Below are 16,487 nucleotides of genomic sequence, written 5' to 3'. Positions count from 1 at the left end.
TTGATGGGTGGATACAAAGACGGCGCCGATGCATTGTTCATACTGCTCGGCGCCATCATGATTTTGGCCATGCACGCCGGATTCGCATTTCTGGAATTGGGCACGGTGCGCAAGAAAAACCAGGTCAACGCGCTGGTCAAGATCCTGGTGGATTTCGCCGTGTCGACGATTGCGTATTTCTTCGTCGGCTACAGCATTGCCTATGGCGTCAACTTCTTCTCCTCGGCCGAGGTGCTGGCCGCCAAGAACGGCTATGAGCTGGTCAAATTCTTCTTCCTGCTGACCTTTGCCGCCGCCATCCCGGCGATTATCTCGGGCGGCATCGCCGAGCGGGCCCGCTTCCATCCGCAATTGATCGCCACCGCGCTGCTGGTGGGGCTGGTCTATCCATTCTTTGAAGGGATAGTCTGGAACCACCGCTTCGGCGTGCAGGAGTGGCTGGCGTCGGCCTTCGGCGCCGAGTTCCACGACTTCGCCGGCTCGGTGGTGGTGCACGCGGTGGGCGGCTGGATCGCGCTGCCGGCGGTGCTGCTGCTCGGCGCGCGCCGTGGACGCTACATGAAGAACGGCGCCATCGCCGCCCATCCGCCGTCGTCGATTCCCTTCCTGGCGCTGGGCGCGTGGATTTTGACGGTGGGCTGGTTCGGCTTCAACGTGATGAGCGCGCAGGCGCTGGACAAGATGAACGGCCTGGTCGCCGTCAACTCGCTGATGGCGATGGTCGGCGGCACGCTGGTCGCGCTGCTGATGGGTAAAAACGATCCAGGCTTCGCCTACAACGGCCCGCTGGCCGGGCTGGTGGCGGTGTGCGCCGGCTCGGACCTGATGCACCCGCTGGGCGCACTGGCCACCGGCTGCATCGCCGGCGCGGTATTTGTCTGGATGTTCACCTTGGCACAAAATAAATGGAAGATCGACGACGTGCTGGGCGTGTGGCCGCTGCACGGCCTGTGCGGCGCCTGGGGCGGCGTCGCGGCGGGGATCTTCGGCCAGAAGGCGCTGGGCGGCATCGGCGGTGTGTCCTTCGCCGCGCAGTTGGGCGGCACCGTGCTGGGCGTGGCGATTGCGCTGGTGGGCGGCTTTGCCATCTACGGCGTGTTGAAAGCCACGCTGGGCCTGCGCCTGGATCCGGAAGAAGAGTTCCAGGGCGCAGACCTGTCGATTCACCGCATCAGCTCCACGCCGGAGCGTGAATCGAACTGGTAAATAGTTAAGCTTAACGGTGTATCACCACCAGCAGCGCCTTCGCCTCGGTCTTGCCGACGTTGCGGATGATGTGCTGCTGGTCTCCCGGGTAGCGCGCCGTGCTGCCCAGCTTTACCTTCTTCTTGTCCGGGCCGACCTCCACCTCCACCGAGCCGTGCAGCAGCGTCAGGTGCTCCTGCGCGCCGGGATCATGGCCCTGCGAGGCCAGTTCGCCACCCGGCACCAGCGTCAGTTCATACCACTCATATTTGCTGGCCAGCTCCAGCGGACCCAAAATGCGCAGCACATAGCCGGCGTGATGGCCGGGCAGGGTTGGGATCTCGTGCGCCTCGATCACGCGCACAGTCTCGGTCTGCCGCTCCGCCGTCGCCAGCAGTTCGCCGATCTGCACGCCCAGCGCGTTGGCCAGCCGCCAGGTGATGGCGATGGTCGGATTCGCCTTTTCCCGCTCGATCTGGGACAGCATCGATTTGGAGACGCCGGCGATGCGGGACAAATCCTCCAGTGTCAGGCCACGGGCCAGGCGCAGCCGCTGTAGGGCGGCGCCGACTTCTGGAGGTGCATTCGTCGAAACGGGAGTATTCATTGTTTTATTCGGCAGATGGGCTAAATTTCAAGTGAATCGCTGCGCGTTGATGGCTTGCGCAGTTCACTGGTGTTCTGTAATATTCGATATATTGAATTTGAGTTCGACATAACGGATTTCGTATAACGCAGTGAAATCGTACCACAGACAGGGACCCATCATGACCATTCCAGCAAAATCCACCTTCTTCAGCGGCCTGCAGCAGAACCTCGACCAATTGCGCGAGCAGGGCCTCTACAAGCCAGAGCGCGTGCTGGCTTCGCGCCAGGGCGCGGAAGTGACGAGCGAGGATGGTCGAATGCTGATCAATATGTGCGCCAATAACTACCTGGGCCTGTCCGGCCAGGAGTGGGTGGCGCAGGCGTCCATCGATGCGACCGAAAAGTATGGCTACGGCCTGTCGTCGGTACGATTCATCTGCGGCACCCAGACCGTGCACAAGCAGCTGGAGCAGGCGATTTCCAAGTTCCTCGGTACCGAAGACACCATCCTGTACGCGGCCGCCTTCGACGCCAACGGCGGCGTGTTCGAGCCGCTGTTCGACGAAAACGACGCCATCATCTCGGACGCGCTGAACCACGCGTCGATCATCGACGGCATCCGCCTGTGCAAAGCCGCGCGCTTCCGCTATGCCCATAACGATATGGCAGACCTGGAAGTACAGCTGCAAGCCGCGGCCGGCAAGCGTCATAAAGTCATCGTCACCGACGGCGTGTTCTCGATGGACGGCACCATCGCTCAACTGGACAAGATCTGCGACCTGGCCGACAAATACGGCGCGCTGGTGATGATCGACGAATGCCACGCCTCAGGCTTCATGGGCGCGACCGGCCGCGGCACGCATGAGCACCACAACGTCATGGGCCGCGTCGACATCATCACCGGCACCCTGGGCAAGGCCCTGGGCGGCGCGATGGGCGGCTTCACCTCGGCGCGCAAGGAAGTGATCGACATGCTGCGCCAGAAATCGCGTCCTTACCTGTTCTCGAACACGCTGGCGCCGTCGATCGCCGGCGCCTCGCTGGCGGTGCTGCAAAAGCTGTCGGAATCGACCGAACTGCGCGACCGCCTGCATGAAAACACCGCTTTCTTCCGCAAGGAGATTGAGCGTATCGGCTTCACCATCAAGCCGGGTACGCACCCTGTCGTTCCTGTCATGTTGTTCGATGCGCCCGTCGCGCAGAAATTCGCGGCACGAATGTATGAGCTGGGCGTTCTGCTCAGCGGCTTCTTCTACCCGGTGGTCCCGATGGGCCAGGCGCGTGTGCGTGTCCAGCTGTCGGCGGCCCACACCCGGGCGCAGCTGGAAACCGTGCTCAAAGCATTCGAACAGGCAGGCCATGAACTCGGCCTGCTGAAGAACTAAACATGAAAATCGTCAGGAACAATAATATGAACACTCAAGAACGCATCCTCGTTATCGGCGCCAATGGCCAGATCGGCAGCGAGCTGGTAGAAGCGCTGGCCGCTCAACACGGCGCACAGAACGTCATCGCCGCCGACATCAGCCCGACCAATCTGTACAACGCGGCGCGCTACACCACGCTCAACGTACTGGATAAGGTCGCGCTGTCGGCGCTGGTCACCGACGAGGGCATCACCCAGGTCTACCAGCTGGCGGCGATGCTGTCGGCCACCGGCGAAGCGGCGCCGTTGAAAGCCTGGACGCTGAACATGGATGGCCTGCTTAACATCCTGGAAGTGGCGCGCGAACGCGGCGCCATCGGCAAGCCGCTGCGCATCTTCTGGCCTTCGTCGATCGCCGCCTTCGGCCCGAACACCCCGGCCGTCAACACGCCGCAAACCACGGTGATGGACCCGACCACGATCTACGGCATCAGCAAGCTGGCCGGCGAGCGCCTGTGCGAGTATTACTTCATCAAATACGGCGTGGATGTGCGCTCGATCCGCTACCCAGGCATCATCAGCTTCAAGTCGCCTCCGGGCGGCGGCACCACCGACTACGCCATCGCCATCTTCCACTCGGCGCTGCGAGGCGAACGCTATGAATGCTTCCTCGGCCCGCAGACCACGCTGCCGATGATCTACATGCCCGATGCGATCCGCGCCACCATCGAATTAATGGACGCTCCGGCAGCACAAGTGAAGGTCCGTTCCGCGTACAATGTGGCCGGCGTGTCGTTCAACCCGGAGCAGCTGGCCGCCGCGATCACCCGCGCACTGCCGGACTTCAAGATCGGCTACAAGCCGGATAGCCGTCAGGCCATCGCCGACACCTGGCCGCAAAGCCTGGACGACGCCACCGCGACTGCGGACTGGGGCTGGAAAGCCCGCATCGGCGTCGACGAAATGGTGACCGACATGCTGGCCAACGTCGACGTCCACCTGGGCAAAGCGGCGTAATTCAACACACTATAAAAAAGAGAGACATCTGATGGACATGAGCGTATTCGACCTGTTTAAAATCGGCATTGGGCCGTCGAGTTCCCACACCGTGGGACCGATGGTGGCGGCACGCCGTTTTCTGCTCGATAGCGCTCCGCTCGATGATGTCACCGGCGTCACCGCCGAGCTGTATGGTTCACTGGCGCTGACCGGCGTTGGCCACGCGACCGACAAGGCGGTGATCCTCGGCCTGATGGGCGAAACCCCGCAGGACGTGGTGCCGACCAGCGTCGACGTCCAGCTGGCGCAGGCCGAGCAGGCCGGCGAGCTGCGTCTGCTGGGCACTCACAAAGTGCCGTTCAAACGCGGCATCAACCTGGTGTTCCACATGGCCGAATCGCTGGCCGAGCACCCGAACGGCATGCGCTTCACGCTGACGCGCACCGACGGCAGCACCTTCAGCAAGGTGTACTACTCGGTGGGCGGCGGCTTCATTAAAGAGGAAGGCGAGGCTCACCAGGCCGCGCCGACGGTGGGCAGCGCTCCCGCCGCCGAGATTCCATTTGCCTTCGACACCATGGACCAGTTGCTGGCCCACGGCGAGCGCACCGGCCTGACCATTCCGCAGATGCTGCGCACGAACGAAAACGTCAAGCGCACCGACGAGGAAGTCAACGCCGGCATCGACAAGATCTGGCATGTGATGCGCGACTGTATCGCTCACGGTCTGGATATGCCTGGCCAACTGCCGGGTGGCTTGAACGTCAAGCGCCGCGCCGCCAACTTGTGGAAGCAGGCCAGCGACGCCAAGGCTTCCGACAACCGCGCCAACGACCTGCCGCACGATGCGCTGCACCAGGTCAGCCTGTATGCGATGGCGGTCAACGAGGAAAACGCGGCCGGCGGCCGTGTCGTCACCGCGCCGACCAATGGTGCGGCCGGCATCATCCCGGCGGTGCTGCGCTACTATGCGGAAGACTGTAAACCCAGCGATCCTGTCACCGGCGTGCGCAGTTTCATGCTGACGGCTGCCGCCATCGGCATGCTGTGCAAGCGTAACGCGTCGATCTCCGGCGCGGAAATCGGCTGCCAGGGCGAAGTGGGCGTGGCCTGCGCGATGGCTGCGGCCGGACTGGTGGCGGCACTGGGCGGCACCAACGCCCAGATCGAGAACGCTGCCGAAATCGGCATCGAACACCACTTGGGCATGACCTGTGACCCGATCGGCGGTCTGGTACAGATTCCGTGCATCGAGCGTAACGGCATGGGTGCGGTCAAGGCCATCACCGCCGCGTCGCTGGCGCTGAAGGGCGACGGCACCCACTTCGTCAGCCTCGACGAAGTGATCGAAACCATGCGCCAGACCGGCGCCGACATGCAGGCCAAGTACAAGGAAACGTCGCTGGGCGGCCTGGCGATCCACGTCATTACGGTGAACCACGCAGCCTGCTGATTAGATCCGGGGTCAGGTCTGACATTCGGACACGAGCTCTGCCGTAAGCGACCGCTATGGCAGAGCTCGTGTCCGAATGTCAGACCTGACCCCGGAGTTGAGTGATGGCAAAACAACAGGATTTTACGGGAATCGGCCGGGCGCACTATAATATCCGCTCGCTTCGTACCGTTCTGCCTTTTAGCCGTTAGCTCAACCGGACTTTCTAATCTATGCAATACGTGTCTACCCGCGCCGCCGCATCGGCCGCCGCTTCGTCTTCCCAACAATTCTCCGACATCCTTCTGGGTGGTCTGGCCGTCGACGGCGGCCTGTTCCTGCCGACCGCCTATCCGCAAGTGACCGGCGCCGAGCTGGATGCCTGGCGCCAGCTGTCCTATGCCGATCTGGCATTCGAGATTCTGAAGAAGTTCGCGACCGATATTCCTGAAGCCGACCTGCGCGCGCTGACCGCCAAGACCTACACCAAGGAAGTCTACAAGAACGCCCGTAAAGGCGAAAAAGCATCCCAGATCACGCCGCTGCGCGTGCTGGAAGAGGGCGAAAACGGCACCAAGCTGGTATTGCAGGCGCTGTCCAACGGCCCGACCCTGGCCTTCAAGGACATGGCAATGCAGTTGCTGGGCAATCTGTTCGAGTACACGCTGGCCAAGCAGAACGCGCAGCTGAACATCTTCGGCGCCACCTCCGGCGATACCGGCAGCGCTGCCGAATACGCGATGCGCGGCAAGCAGGGCATCCGCGTGTTCATGCTGTCGCCGCACAAGAAGATGAGCGCCTTCCAGACCGCGCAGATGTTCTCGCTGCAGGATCCGAACATCTTCAACATCGCCATCGAAGGCGTGTTCGATGATGCGCAGGACATGGTCAAGGCGGTCTCCAACGACCTGCCGTTCAAGGCCAAGCAGAAGATCGGCACCGTCAATTCGATCAACTGGGCGCGCGTGGTGGCGCAGGTGGTGTACTACTTCCGTGGCTACCTGTCGGCGACTACCTCCAACGACCAGAAGGTGTCGTTCACCGTCCCGTCGGGGAACTTCGGCAATATCTGCGCCGGCCACATCGCCCGCATGATGGGCCTGCCGATCGACAAACTGGTCGCCGCCACCAACGAAAACGACGTGCTCGATGAATTCTTCCGCACCGGCGTGTACCGCGTGCGCAAGTCGTCCGAGACCTACCACACCAGCAGCCCGTCGATGGACATCTCCAAGGCGTCCAACTTCGAGCGCTTCATCTACGACCTGGTGGGCCGCGACGGCGACCGCACCCGCGCGCTGTTCCAGAAAGTGGAAACCCACGGCGGTTTCGACCTGTCCGGCAAACCGGGCGCCGACGGCGACGAGTTCAAACTGGTGGCGAAGTACGGCTTCAAGTCCGGCAAGTCCACCCATGACGACCGCCTGAACACCATCCGCGACGTGGCCGATGACTACGGCATCGTCATCGACACCCACACCGCCGACGGCATCAAGGTCGCGCGCGAGAACCTGGAACCAGGCGTGACGATGATCGTGCTGGAAACCGCGCTGGCCGCCAAGTTCAACGAAACCATCCTCGATGCGCTGGGCGAGGACGCAGAACGTCCGGAAGGCTTCGAGAACATCGAAGACCTGCCGCAGAAGTTCGTCGTCATGCCGCCGGACGTGGAGAAGATGAAAGCCTACATCGCCGCGAATACCGGCCTGTAAAAGATGAGCGACTACAAGCCCAAGCCCCTGCTGGCGGTCAGCGAAGCGCTGGCCCTGATGGCCGCCGCCGTGCGTCCGCTGACCGATGTGGAAGTGGTGCCTACGCTGGCGGCCAATGGCCGCGTGCTGGCGAAGGCGCAGGTGTCGGAGATGAACGTACCGGGCCGCGACAATACGCAGATGGACGGCTACGCGGTACGCGCCGCCGATTGCGTCAGCGGCAATGCGGCGCTGACGGTGTCGCAGCGCATTCCGGCCGGCCATGTCGGCCAGCCTTTGCTGCCGGGGACCGCTGCGCGCATCTTCACGGGCGCGCTGATACCCGAGGGCGCGGATGCGGTCGTGATGCAGGAGCAGTGCGAGTTGGTGGGCAATCTGGTGACGATACGCCATGCGCCGAAGTCCGGCGAATGGATACGCCGCGCCGGCGAGGACATCACCAACGGCAGCGTGATCCTGCCATCCGGTACGCGCCTGCGCAGTCAGGAGCTGGGGCTGGCGGCATCGGTCGGACTGGCCGAACTGCCGGTCAAGCGCAAGCTGCGCGTGGCCGTGTTCTTCACCGGTGATGAGTTGACGATGCCGGGCGAGCCGCTGGCGCCTGGCGCCATCTACAATTCCAACCGCTTCACGCTGCGCGCGCTGCTGGAAAACCTGGGCTGCGAGATCACCGACTTCGGCATCGTGCCCGATTCGTTGGACGCTACGCGTTCGGTGCTGCGCGAATGCGCGCAGGCGCATGATTTGATTATCACTTCCGGCGGCGTCTCGGTCGGCGAGGAGGATCACATCAAGCCAGCCGTCGAGGCGGAAGGCAAGCTGAATATGTGGCAGATCGCCGTCAAGCCGGGCAAGCCGCTGGCGTTCGGTGAGGTGGGCAAGGCTTTCTTTGTCGGCTTGCCGGGCAATCCGGTGTCGAGCTTTATCACCTTCCTGATGTTTGTGCGTCCATTCCTCCTGCGCCTGCAAGGCGTGACGGAAGGGCTGGCGCCGCGCGCGTTCCCGATGCGCGCCGATTTCAACTGGCCTAAGGCGGACAAGCGCAATGAGTTCCTGCGCGCCCGCATCAATGCCACCGGCGGCCTGGAACTGTTCACCAACCAGAGTTCCGGCGTTCTGACGTCGACCGTATGGGGCGATGGCGTGATCGATAATCCGCCAGGCCAGACCATCGCCGCAGGGGACATGGTTCGATTTATACCGTTTAGCGAGTTAATGTACTGATGGCTGTTACTGTTAAATTTTTTGCCAGCGTGCGCGAGGCGCTGGGTGCGTCGTCCGAGACGCTGGAGCTGCCGGCTGGTGTCGGTACGGTGGGTGACTTGCGCGCCCATCTGGCCGCACGCGGCGACGTTTGGCAGCAGGCGCTGGGCAATCCGGCTCTGCGCATGGCTTGCAACCAGGTGATGTGCGGCGCCGATGCGGCGCTGGCCGATGGCGCCGAGGTGGCGTTCTTCCCGCCGGTTACCGGCGGTTGAAGTAGAGCTTAAGCAGCGGCCTGGCGTTCAGGGCTTCTTGGCCTTGGCGCTGGCGTTGCGCGCGGCGGCCAGGTCGTCGCACATGCCGCAGGCCTTGGCGCTGCGGTAGCGCCGCCATGCGGCATAGGTGAAAATGCCTGCCGCGGCCAGCGCCCAGACGGCGGCGCTCACATAGTCTTCGCGCGTGGTCGAGCCTTTGACCCATTCCACCGCCGCCAGTATCGCAAACAAGGGCACCGCGGCCTGTAAATAGCGTTTCATCCAGAATGTCGCGCCCATCATGTCTCCTGTAACAATGTCTCATATCGGACCTAATGCATGCAGTCTAGTTTGACACCTTTTCGCGTTGCCGTCATCGGCGGCGGTCCCGCCGGCCTGATGGCCGCCCAAACCCTGGCGCAGGGCGGGGCGCGTGTCGACGTTTATGACGCGATGCCGTCGGTCGGCCGCAAATTCCTGTTGGCCGGGCGTGGCGGCATGAACATCACGCACGCCGAGCCGTATGCGGACTTCGTTACGCGCTACGGCAAGGGCTCGGCGCCGCTGCGCTCCATGCTGGACGCGTTCGGCCCGCAGGATGTGCGGGATTGGGTGCATGGTTTGGGCGTGGATACGTTTGTCGGCACGTCCGGCCGCGTGTTCCCGACCGATATGAAGGCGGCGCCGCTGCTGCGCGCCTGGCTGCACCGGCTGCGCGAGAGCGGCGTGCAGTTCCATATGCGCCACCGCTGGCTGGGCTGGCGCGACGACGCGCTGGTGCTGGACACGCCGGACGGCGAGCTGCTGGTGCAGGCTGACGCGGTCGTACTGGCTTTGGGCGGCGGCAGCTGGGCGCGATTGGGTTCCGACGGCGCCTGGGTGCCTTTGCTGGCCGCACGCGGCGCGGCGGTGACGCCGCTGGTGCCAGCGAACTGCGGCTTCGATGTCGCCTGGAGCGAGCATTTCAGCAGCCGCAACGCGGGCGAGCCATTGACCACCGTCGCCATCATCTCGACCGGCGCCGACGGCAAGGCCTTCCGCAAGCAGGGCCAGTTCGTCGTCACCCAGGGCGGCATCGAAGGTAGTTTGATCTACGCCTTGTCGGCCGCCTTGCGCGACCAGATTGCCGCCGACGGCTCCACCACCATCTATCTCGACCTGCTGCCCGACTTGACGGCGCAGCGAGTGGCGGACGAAGTGGCGCGACCACGCGGCGCGCGCTCGATGGCCAGCCATCTGCAAAGCCGTTTGGGTATCAAGGGCGTGAAGGCCGGCCTGCTGCGCGAATGCCTGAGCAAGGACCAATACGCGGACGAGGATCAGCTGGCGCGGGCGATCAAGCATCTGCCGGTGCGGCTGCTGCGTCCACGCCCGATCGACGAAGCGATCAGCAGCGCTGGCGGCGTGCGTTGGGATGCGTTGGAAGGAACGATGTTGAAATCCGCGCCGGGCGTGTTCGTGGCGGGCGAGATGGTCGACTGGGAAGCACCAACCGGCGGCTATCTGCTGACGGCTTGCCTGGCCAGCGGCCAAGCGGCAGGACGCGATGTCCTGGCCTGGCTGGCGCGCAGCTAGATCGTTATTCCCAGGTCACGTCGCCCGAACCGGTGCGGCTGACGTTGCGGTTGTCTGGGTTGCCCATCACGCGGATATCGCCGCTGCCGCGCAGGGTCAGGTCGGCCGAGTGCTTGGCGAAGACCTGGCTGGTGCCCGAGCCCTTCAGGTTGACCGTCACTTTTTCCGACGCCAAGTGGCGCGCATCGAGGTCGCCGGAGCCGGTCAGCTCCGCAGTCAGTGTTTTGCAGCTGCCCGACGAAGTGATCTGGCCCGAACCCACCATCTCCAGTTCCACATCCTCGCTGCTGCCCGCATTCAGGTTCAGATGGCCGCTGCCGTGGGCGCTGGCGGTCAGCTCGCGATAGCGGCCGGTGAAGTTCACATTGCCCGAGCCATGCAGTTGCAATTCCAGCTTGTCGCCGGTGAAGCCGGAGACCTTGGTGTCGCCACTGCTGCGTACCACCAGCTCTTCCAGCTGCGGCAGTATCAGTTCCACCTGCAGCGGATGGCGCGGATTGAGCAGCATGCCCTTGGTGCCGATGTGCAGGTCGCGGCCATCCTGGATGGTCTCGATATTGGCCAGCGAGCGCTGTTCGCCGCGTACCTTCAGCGAGGCGACGGGGCCCTGGATCAGGATCAGGTCTATCGGGCCGCTGAGTTCAATGGCAGTGGCCATGGCGTCAATCTTGCGGGTCTCGCTGCCCAGTGAACGCCCGGCCGAACTGGTCGGGCTGGTGCTGCCGTAGGCCTTGAGCATGCTGTAGCTGATGCCGATCAGGACGAAGGACAGCAGCAGCAGGCTGGTACCGATTTTTAATAAAGCGCGCATGTTCATGACTCCTTAGCGTCCGCGAAGCAGGGACACATTCATTGCGATATACCTTCGCAGGCCGATCATGGTGTAGCGGGTGGCGACGATGCTGATCAGGCACAGGCCTATCCCGCCCAGTATCAGGCCGAAGCCGATCAGCGACTGGCTGGTGCGGGCGCCGCTGTCGAAATCCGTGGTGATGCGCAGGTCGCCGGTGGCCACCGCCTCGGCGCGGTTCAGCAGGCGTCCGCTGCGGCTCAGGTTTTCGTCGCCGGAGCTGCTGTTGTCCTGGGCATCCGGCTCCTTGTTGATCTGGACGCCCATGCTGTTGATCGCCATGCGCCAGCCTTCGGTCTCCTGTTGCTGCTCCGGCGAGTCGAAGTGGGCGTTGGTGAACTCCATCACGTGACGCAGCGGGCCTTCCAGCGCCAGTTCGTTCTGGCCAGACAGGCCGCTCGCCACCAGGGCCACGCCGCCGATGTAGAAGCCGAAGGCGCTGATGTAGACGGCGGCCAGCAGCGAGGCGTACACCATCGCCGGGATCACCATGAAGAGGTTGAAGATCGCCAGGCCGATGAAGGAGACCATCACGCGGGCCAGGTTGACCGGGGTTTTCTTCTGTTCGAAGGCGTTCAGGTGGACGTTGGCGCGCAGCGTCATGGCCACTTTGCGCGGCTCGTCGAGTTCCTTGTAGACCTCAGCCTCGCTGCGGCCGGCCACCAGGCCGTCGATGAAGCGCTGCTCGTAGTAGGCCAGGGTCTTGGCCACCGTTTCCGGGGGCAGTCCCTGCATGGCCTGTTTGAGCGCGTCGAGGTATGCCTGCTTGTTCATGATATCAAATACCTAATGTTGCGCTGTTGTGAGCCACAGCCATCGCGCTCTCCGCCACCGGCTTGGTCTGCACGATGGCGACCGTGCTGGCCGCAACAAAGGCGACCAGGGCGAGGGTTTTCAGGCTGAGGGCGAGGTTCATGTTGATTCCAATTATTGTCTTTTGTCGATGATGCTACTGTACGCAAGCGCTCGCCCGGATGCCATCGGCATGTGACAGGCTGCATAAATAGCGGAGCAGGCGACAAAAACGGGGGACTAGATGGTAGCTCCCTTGAGCAGCGCTGCTGCGGCGACGCCGCTGCGGACCGCCGATTCCAGCGTGGCCGGGTAGTCACCGGCGGTGTAGTCGCCGGCGATGGCCAGGCCGGGCAGGCCGCTGTCGTTGGACGGACGGAGCAGCCCCGGCGTGCAGGCGTAGGTGGCGCGCTTTTCGGTGATGACCTTGAACCACTGCGGGCGCCCCAGCTCCGGGCGCTGGAAGGCCACCGCCAGCTGGACCGCGACCGCTTCAGCCAGCAAGTCCTGGCTTTGAGCGGCGGCGCTGCCGGAGGCGCTGATGACCACCGCCAGCAAACCGGCCTGGCCGGCGTCCAGCTGGCCGCGGTCGAACACGAACTGGCCCCATTGGTGGTTGTCCGGGTCGTCCAGCAGGGCGAAGAAAGGCAGGTCCAGCCGCGTGGCCGTATCGTATTGCAGGTAGCAGGTGGTGATGGCTTCCGATTCGAAGGCGATCAGCTGGCTGCAGACGGTGCTGGTGTCGCAATCCGGTATCTCGTGCAGCAGAGCGGCCGCCTGGCTGGCGCCGGTGGCCAGCACCACGCCGCTGAAATAGGTACTCCAGTTGCCGCCCACGGCCGCGCCGCTGATGTCGAGCTGCCACAGGCGGCCTTCGATGGAGCGCAGTGCGCGCACCTTGGCGCCGGTGCGGATCGAGCCGCCGTGCGCTTCGACAAGCGCGCCCGCCGCCTCGGGCAGCAGGGCCGACAGGTCGGCGCGCGGCAGCAGCATGTCCGAGGCGCTGCGTTTGGCGCCCAGGCTGTCGCGCAGCACGTTGAGGAAGATCTGCGCGGAGGCGCGCTCCGGCGGCGTGTTCAGCGCGGCCAGGCATAGCGGGCGCCACATCAGCTGGATCAGGCGCGGGGTCTGGTCGAAGCGTTCCAGCAGTTCGGAGACGGTGCAATCGGTATGCAGGCGCCAGCCCATCCAGCGCGCGGTGGTGGAGAAGCGCGCCAGGCTGAGTTTATCGGCGCGCTCCAGGCCTTGCGCGCGCAGCAGCGCCAGCGCCAGATGCAGCGGCGCGGGCAGGCGCGGCGCCAGGAAATCCATGCCGCCGGTGCCGGGCGGGTAGCGCATTTGCAGCGGCAGCGACAGCAAGGCTTGGTCGCGGTCGACGCCGGCCAGCTTCATCAGCCGCAGGGTTGCGCTGTAGGCGCCCAGCAGGATGTGCTGGCCATTGTCCAAGTGCCGTTGGTCGGTCTCGATGCGGCGTGCGCGGCCGCCCAGTGTGCGCGCCGCTTCGAACAGCGTGACCTTGTAGCCGGCCCGCGCCAGCTCGACGGCCGCCGCGCAACCGGCCCAGCCGCCGCCGATCACCGCGACCGAACGCGAAGTCAGTCCCGGTTCACATTTGCCGGCGCGCTTGTCCTGCACTTGCTCAGCCACGAATGTAGGTCTTCCACGCCAGCCAGAGCTTGCGGATAGGCGTCAGCGAGATGCGCTGGGTGAGCACGTGGAAGCCGTCGGCCTCCACCTCGGTCAGCAGCGTGCGGTAGATGGCGGACATCATCAGGCCAGGGCGCTGCGCGCGGCGGTCTTCCTTCGGCAGCAGTGCGAACGCTTCGTCGTAGACCTTTTGCGCGCGGGCGGCCTGGAAAGCCATCAGCTTTTCGAAGTTCTCGGTGTGACGCGCGTTGAGCAGGTCGGCGGCGGTGACGTTGAACTGCTGCAGCTCGTTGACCGGCAGGTAGATGCGACCCTTGCGCGCATCTTCGCCGACGTCGCGGATGATGTTGGTCAGCTGGAAGGCGTGGCCTAGTTTTTCCGCGTACTGCAGCGTCTCCTGCTTGGTCGCGCCGAAGATGCTGGCCGACAGGATGCCCACCACGCTGGCCACGTGCCAGCAGTACTTGCTCAGTGCCGTGTAGTCGAGGTAGCGGGTCTGGTTCAGATCCATTTCCATGCCGTCGATGATGGCTTGCAGGTGCTGCTGTTGCAAGTTGTACGGCGCCAGGTGCGGCTGCAATGCCTGCGTTACCGGGTGGGTCTGCTGGCCTTCGTACATATTGGCGATTTCCTTGCGCCACCAGGCCAGCTTGATGCGGGCGATCGATTCGTCCGTGCACTCGTCCACGGTGTCGTCGACTTCGCGGCAAAAGGCATACAGGGCGGTGATGGCACGGCGACGCTCCGGCGGCAGGAACAGGAAGCTGTAGTAGAAACTGGAGCCGCTCTGGGCGGTCTTTTGCTGGCAGTAGTCGTCGGGAGACATGGATAAAAAAGCAAGGATGACATCGAAGCCGCTATTCTATAGGTTAAGTGTCACAATGTGGGCTAGAGTCGATATGGAGGAGGGATGCATGATACGTATTCGTGAAATTGACCATCTGGTGCTGCGCATCGTCGATCTGGAGCGCATGCTGGCTTTTTACTGCGGCGCGCTGGGCTGTACGGTCGAGCGGCGGCAGGATGCCATCGGGCTGGTGCAACTGCGCGCCGGCAGTTCGTTGATAGATCTGGTGCCGGTCGACGGCAAGCTGGGCAGCATGGGCGGGGCGGCGCCCGGCGCCGGCGGCCGCAATATGGACCACTTCTGCCTGCGCGTGGAACCGTTCGACGAGGCGGCGATCCGCTCCCATCTGGCGGCGCACGGGGTGACGGCCGGCCAGGTGGAGTCCCGCTACGGGGCGGAAGGCGAGGGGCCGTCGATCTATCTCACCGATCCGGAAGGCAATGTAGTCGAGCTGAAAGGTGCTCCGGCGCAACCGTAATGACGGAAACTCATCATCAAGGATACAATATGTTACGTTTCCCTGGAGATGATCTGTATGAAGCCTTCGTATGCCGCTGTTCTGATGCTTGCCCCCGCCTTGTGGGGATGCGGGCGCGCGCCGGCGGAAATCGACGTGCAGATGAAGTCCGCGACGTACTACGCCAAGCATTTGCAGGAGGCCACGCAGGTGGCTAACCGCTGCAACCAGCTCAATGAGCAGGAACAGCGCCGGCTGAGCGCGCGCGACTATCAGGAATGGCAGATGTCCAATGAGTGGGTGAATTGCCAGACGGCGATCTCAGTGACGGACGCGGCCGCGCTGCGCGATTCGGTGCTGAAGCAATCGCACACGCCGCCGGCGCCGCTGGGCGCCAATGCGGCGCTAGCGCCTTAGGCTGCCGGCGCGGCGGTGTCCCGGCGGGTCCGACAACACGCGGACGATGACGCTGAACGGAATATTCCTGCGTACCAAAAACTCCGACGCAAAAGCGCGGCCCCGGCTCTGCAGCAGGTTGACGCCCAATTCCACCACCTTTGATGTTTCCAAATCCGGTCGCGACGACCGGTCTATCGTTTCCATGATGCCACCTCTCCATTTTCTGCGAAGGTAGCACGGCGTGATGGAATTGTGCAGAGGCAACGATTTAATCGTGCGCGGCTATTCTATCTCTGCCTCAGGCGGCGCTGAATACCGCTTTCATCTGCTTTTTCATGCGTACGGCGGCCCAGAAGATGGCCAGCCAGTCGCGCTTGTTCAACTTGGGGCGGTGCAGGAAGACGTCGTACTCTGCGGCCTCGATCGCATCGAGGATGCGCAGCCCGCCTTGCACCACCATGCGCAGCTCGAAACCAATGCGGCCCTTGAGCCGCAGCGCTAGCGGCGCGCCGCTCAGCATCAGCGCGCGGGCGCGGTCCACCTCGAACTTCATCATCGAACGCCAGCGGGGGCGGGCGCTGGCGTGGTCCAGCGCCGCCGGCGAGATCGCGTAACGGTTCAGATCCTCCAGCGGAATGTAGATGCGCTCCTTGTGGATGTCGATCGCCACGTCCTGCAGGAAATTGATCAGTTGCAGCGCGGTGCAGATGGCGTCCGAGTCGCGGATGTTTTCCTCGTCGGCCTGGCCGTACAGGTGCAGCATCAGGAAGCCGACCGGATTGGCCGAGCGCGCGCAATAGTCCAGCAGCGCGTCGTAGGTCGCGTAGCGGCTCACCAGCACATCCTGTTTGAACGCCGACAGCAGCTCGTACAGCGGTTTGAGCGGCAGGTCATACGCGCGCACCACCTGGGCCAGCCGCTCGAACATCGGCTCGTGGCCGGTGGCGCCGGCTTCGATGCGGGCCAGCGCGGCCTCGTAGGCGTTCAGCGCGGCCAGGCGCTGCTCGGGCGTGGCGTCGCCTTCATCGGCCAGATCGTCGGCGCTGCGGGCGAAGGCGTAGATCGCTTCCACCGCCGGGCGCAAGCGGCTCGGCAGCAAAATTGATGCAACAGGGAAATTTTCGTAGTGATCTACCGACATAAAACAGGGCCCAAAGCAAAATTTTAAAAATTAATGACGC

At 63.7% G+C, this 16,487-nt stretch carries 19 protein-coding genes; 10 read left to right on the top strand and 9 right to left on the bottom strand.

Going from position 1 to position 16,487, the window contains the following annotated elements; translation table 11 throughout:
- The first annotated feature begins 3 nt into the window (after positions 1-3).
- Positions 4-1,206, top strand: a complete 1,203-nt coding sequence (locus GEV02_RS03555; protein ID WP_152836534.1) for an ammonium transporter — start codon at positions 4-6, stop codon at positions 1,204-1,206.
- 10 nt (positions 1,207-1,216) lie between these two features.
- Here the strand turns inward: GEV02_RS03555 and GEV02_RS03550 are convergent, their stop codons facing one another.
- On the bottom strand, positions 1,217-1,792 hold the full coding sequence (locus tag GEV02_RS03550) for a helix-turn-helix domain-containing protein (RefSeq protein ID WP_008448302.1): 576 nt from the start codon (positions 1,790-1,792) through the stop codon (positions 1,217-1,219).
- A gap of 160 nt (positions 1,793-1,952) precedes the next feature.
- On the opposite strand from GEV02_RS03550, the gene kbl reads away from it, so the two are divergent.
- From kbl to moaD, 6 genes are all read left to right on the top strand, one after another.
- Complete coding sequence (kbl, locus tag GEV02_RS03545) at positions 1,953-3,158, top strand: glycine C-acetyltransferase (RefSeq protein ID WP_152836532.1); 1,206 nt, start codon at positions 1,953-1,955, stop codon at positions 3,156-3,158.
- A 26-nt stretch (positions 3,159-3,184) separates the two neighbouring features.
- On the top strand, positions 3,185-4,156 hold the full coding sequence (locus GEV02_RS03540; RefSeq protein ID WP_152836530.1) for an NAD-dependent epimerase/dehydratase family protein: 972 nt from the start codon (positions 3,185-3,187) through the stop codon (positions 4,154-4,156).
- Positions 4,157-4,187: 31 nt separating this feature from the next.
- Complete coding sequence (locus tag GEV02_RS03535; protein ID WP_152836528.1) at positions 4,188-5,591, top strand: L-serine ammonia-lyase; 1,404 nt, start codon at positions 4,188-4,190, stop codon at positions 5,589-5,591.
- A 212-nt stretch (positions 5,592-5,803) separates the two neighbouring features.
- Positions 5,804-7,282, top strand: a complete 1,479-nt coding sequence (gene thrC / locus GEV02_RS03530) for a threonine synthase (RefSeq protein WP_152836527.1) — start codon at positions 5,804-5,806, stop codon at positions 7,280-7,282.
- Positions 7,283-7,285: 3 nt separating this feature from the next.
- On the top strand, positions 7,286-8,506 hold the full coding sequence (locus GEV02_RS03525) for a molybdopterin molybdotransferase MoeA (protein ID WP_152836526.1): 1,221 nt from the start codon (positions 7,286-7,288) through the stop codon (positions 8,504-8,506).
- Positions 8,506-8,760 carry a molybdopterin converting factor subunit 1 gene (moaD, locus tag GEV02_RS03520; RefSeq protein WP_152836524.1) on the top strand — a complete coding sequence of 85 codons (255 nt, stop codon included), beginning with the start codon at positions 8,506-8,508 and terminating at the stop codon, positions 8,758-8,760. The genes GEV02_RS03525 and moaD overlap by 1 nt, the downstream gene beginning before the upstream one ends.
- Positions 8,761-8,787: 27 nt before the next feature.
- On the opposite strand, the gene GEV02_RS03515 is transcribed toward moaD, so the two are convergent.
- Positions 8,788-9,021 (bottom strand): hypothetical protein, encoded by a 234-nt coding sequence (locus tag GEV02_RS03515; protein WP_235922633.1) that lies wholly within the window; start codon positions 9,019-9,021, stop codon positions 8,788-8,790.
- 57 nt (positions 9,022-9,078) lie between these two features.
- Between GEV02_RS03515 and GEV02_RS03510 the strand changes: the two genes are divergently transcribed.
- A complete protein-coding gene (locus GEV02_RS03510) occupies positions 9,079-10,314 on the top strand; it encodes a TIGR03862 family flavoprotein (RefSeq protein WP_152836523.1) in 1,236 nt (411 codons plus the stop codon).
- Positions 10,315-10,318: 4 nt separating this feature from the next.
- On the opposite strand, the gene GEV02_RS03505 is transcribed toward GEV02_RS03510, so the two are convergent.
- The 5 genes from GEV02_RS03505 to hpnD all read right to left on the bottom strand — a co-directional run bounded on the left by GEV02_RS03505 (position 10,319) and on the right by hpnD (position 14,429).
- Positions 10,319-11,125 (bottom strand): head GIN domain-containing protein, encoded by an 807-nt coding sequence (locus GEV02_RS03505; protein WP_152836521.1) that lies wholly within the window; start codon positions 11,123-11,125, stop codon positions 10,319-10,321.
- A gap of 12 nt (positions 11,126-11,137) precedes the next feature.
- Positions 11,138-11,938, bottom strand: coding sequence for a DUF1700 domain-containing protein (locus tag GEV02_RS03500; protein ID WP_152836520.1), 801 nt, complete (start codon positions 11,936-11,938; stop codon positions 11,138-11,140).
- A gap of 4 nt (positions 11,939-11,942) precedes the next feature.
- The gene (locus GEV02_RS32765) at positions 11,943-12,080 is read right to left on the bottom strand and encodes a hypothetical protein (protein ID WP_008448316.1); all 138 of its coding nucleotides are present in this window, start codon (positions 12,078-12,080) and stop codon (positions 11,943-11,945) included.
- Positions 12,081-12,196: 116 nt separating this feature from the next.
- Positions 12,197-13,603, bottom strand: a complete 1,407-nt coding sequence (gene hpnE, locus GEV02_RS03495) for a hydroxysqualene dehydroxylase HpnE (RefSeq protein WP_328595703.1) — start codon at positions 13,601-13,603, stop codon at positions 12,197-12,199.
- Positions 13,596-14,429: a presqualene diphosphate synthase HpnD gene (hpnD, locus tag GEV02_RS03490; RefSeq protein ID WP_152836519.1), complete on the bottom strand. Its 834-nt coding sequence runs from the start codon at positions 14,427-14,429 to the stop codon at positions 13,596-13,598. Before hpnD ends, hpnE begins: the two co-directional genes overlap by 8 nt.
- Before the next feature lie 88 nt (positions 14,430-14,517).
- Between hpnD and GEV02_RS03485 the strand changes: the two genes are divergently transcribed.
- Positions 14,518-14,928 carry a VOC family protein gene (locus GEV02_RS03485; RefSeq protein ID WP_152836517.1) on the top strand — a complete coding sequence of 137 codons (411 nt, stop codon included), beginning with the start codon at positions 14,518-14,520 and terminating at the stop codon, positions 14,926-14,928.
- A 57-nt stretch (positions 14,929-14,985) separates the two neighbouring features.
- A complete protein-coding gene (locus tag GEV02_RS03480) occupies positions 14,986-15,324 on the top strand; it encodes a hypothetical protein (protein ID WP_152836516.1) in 339 nt (112 codons plus the stop codon).
- Here GEV02_RS03480 and GEV02_RS03475 read toward each other — a convergent pair.
- Together GEV02_RS03475 and hpnC are read right to left on the bottom strand one after the other, a co-directional pair.
- Positions 15,313-15,510 (bottom strand): hypothetical protein, encoded by a 198-nt coding sequence (locus GEV02_RS03475; protein WP_152836515.1) that lies wholly within the window; start codon positions 15,508-15,510, stop codon positions 15,313-15,315. The genes GEV02_RS03480 and GEV02_RS03475 overlap by 12 nt on opposite strands.
- 94 nt (positions 15,511-15,604) lie before the next feature.
- Positions 15,605-16,447: a squalene synthase HpnC gene (gene hpnC, locus GEV02_RS03470; RefSeq protein ID WP_008448327.1), complete on the bottom strand. Its 843-nt coding sequence runs from the start codon at positions 16,445-16,447 to the stop codon at positions 15,605-15,607.
- Positions 16,448-16,487 lie beyond the last annotated feature (40 nt).

Origin of the sequence: Rugamonas aquatica (genome assembly GCF_009380215.1) — a bacterium.
In the GTDB taxonomy this organism is placed as follows: domain Bacteria; phylum Pseudomonadota; class Gammaproteobacteria; order Burkholderiales; family Burkholderiaceae_D; genus Rugamonas; species Rugamonas aquatica_B.
The sequence above is the reverse complement of the archived record's forward strand: the minus strand, read 5'-3'. Positions and strand labels throughout refer to the sequence as shown.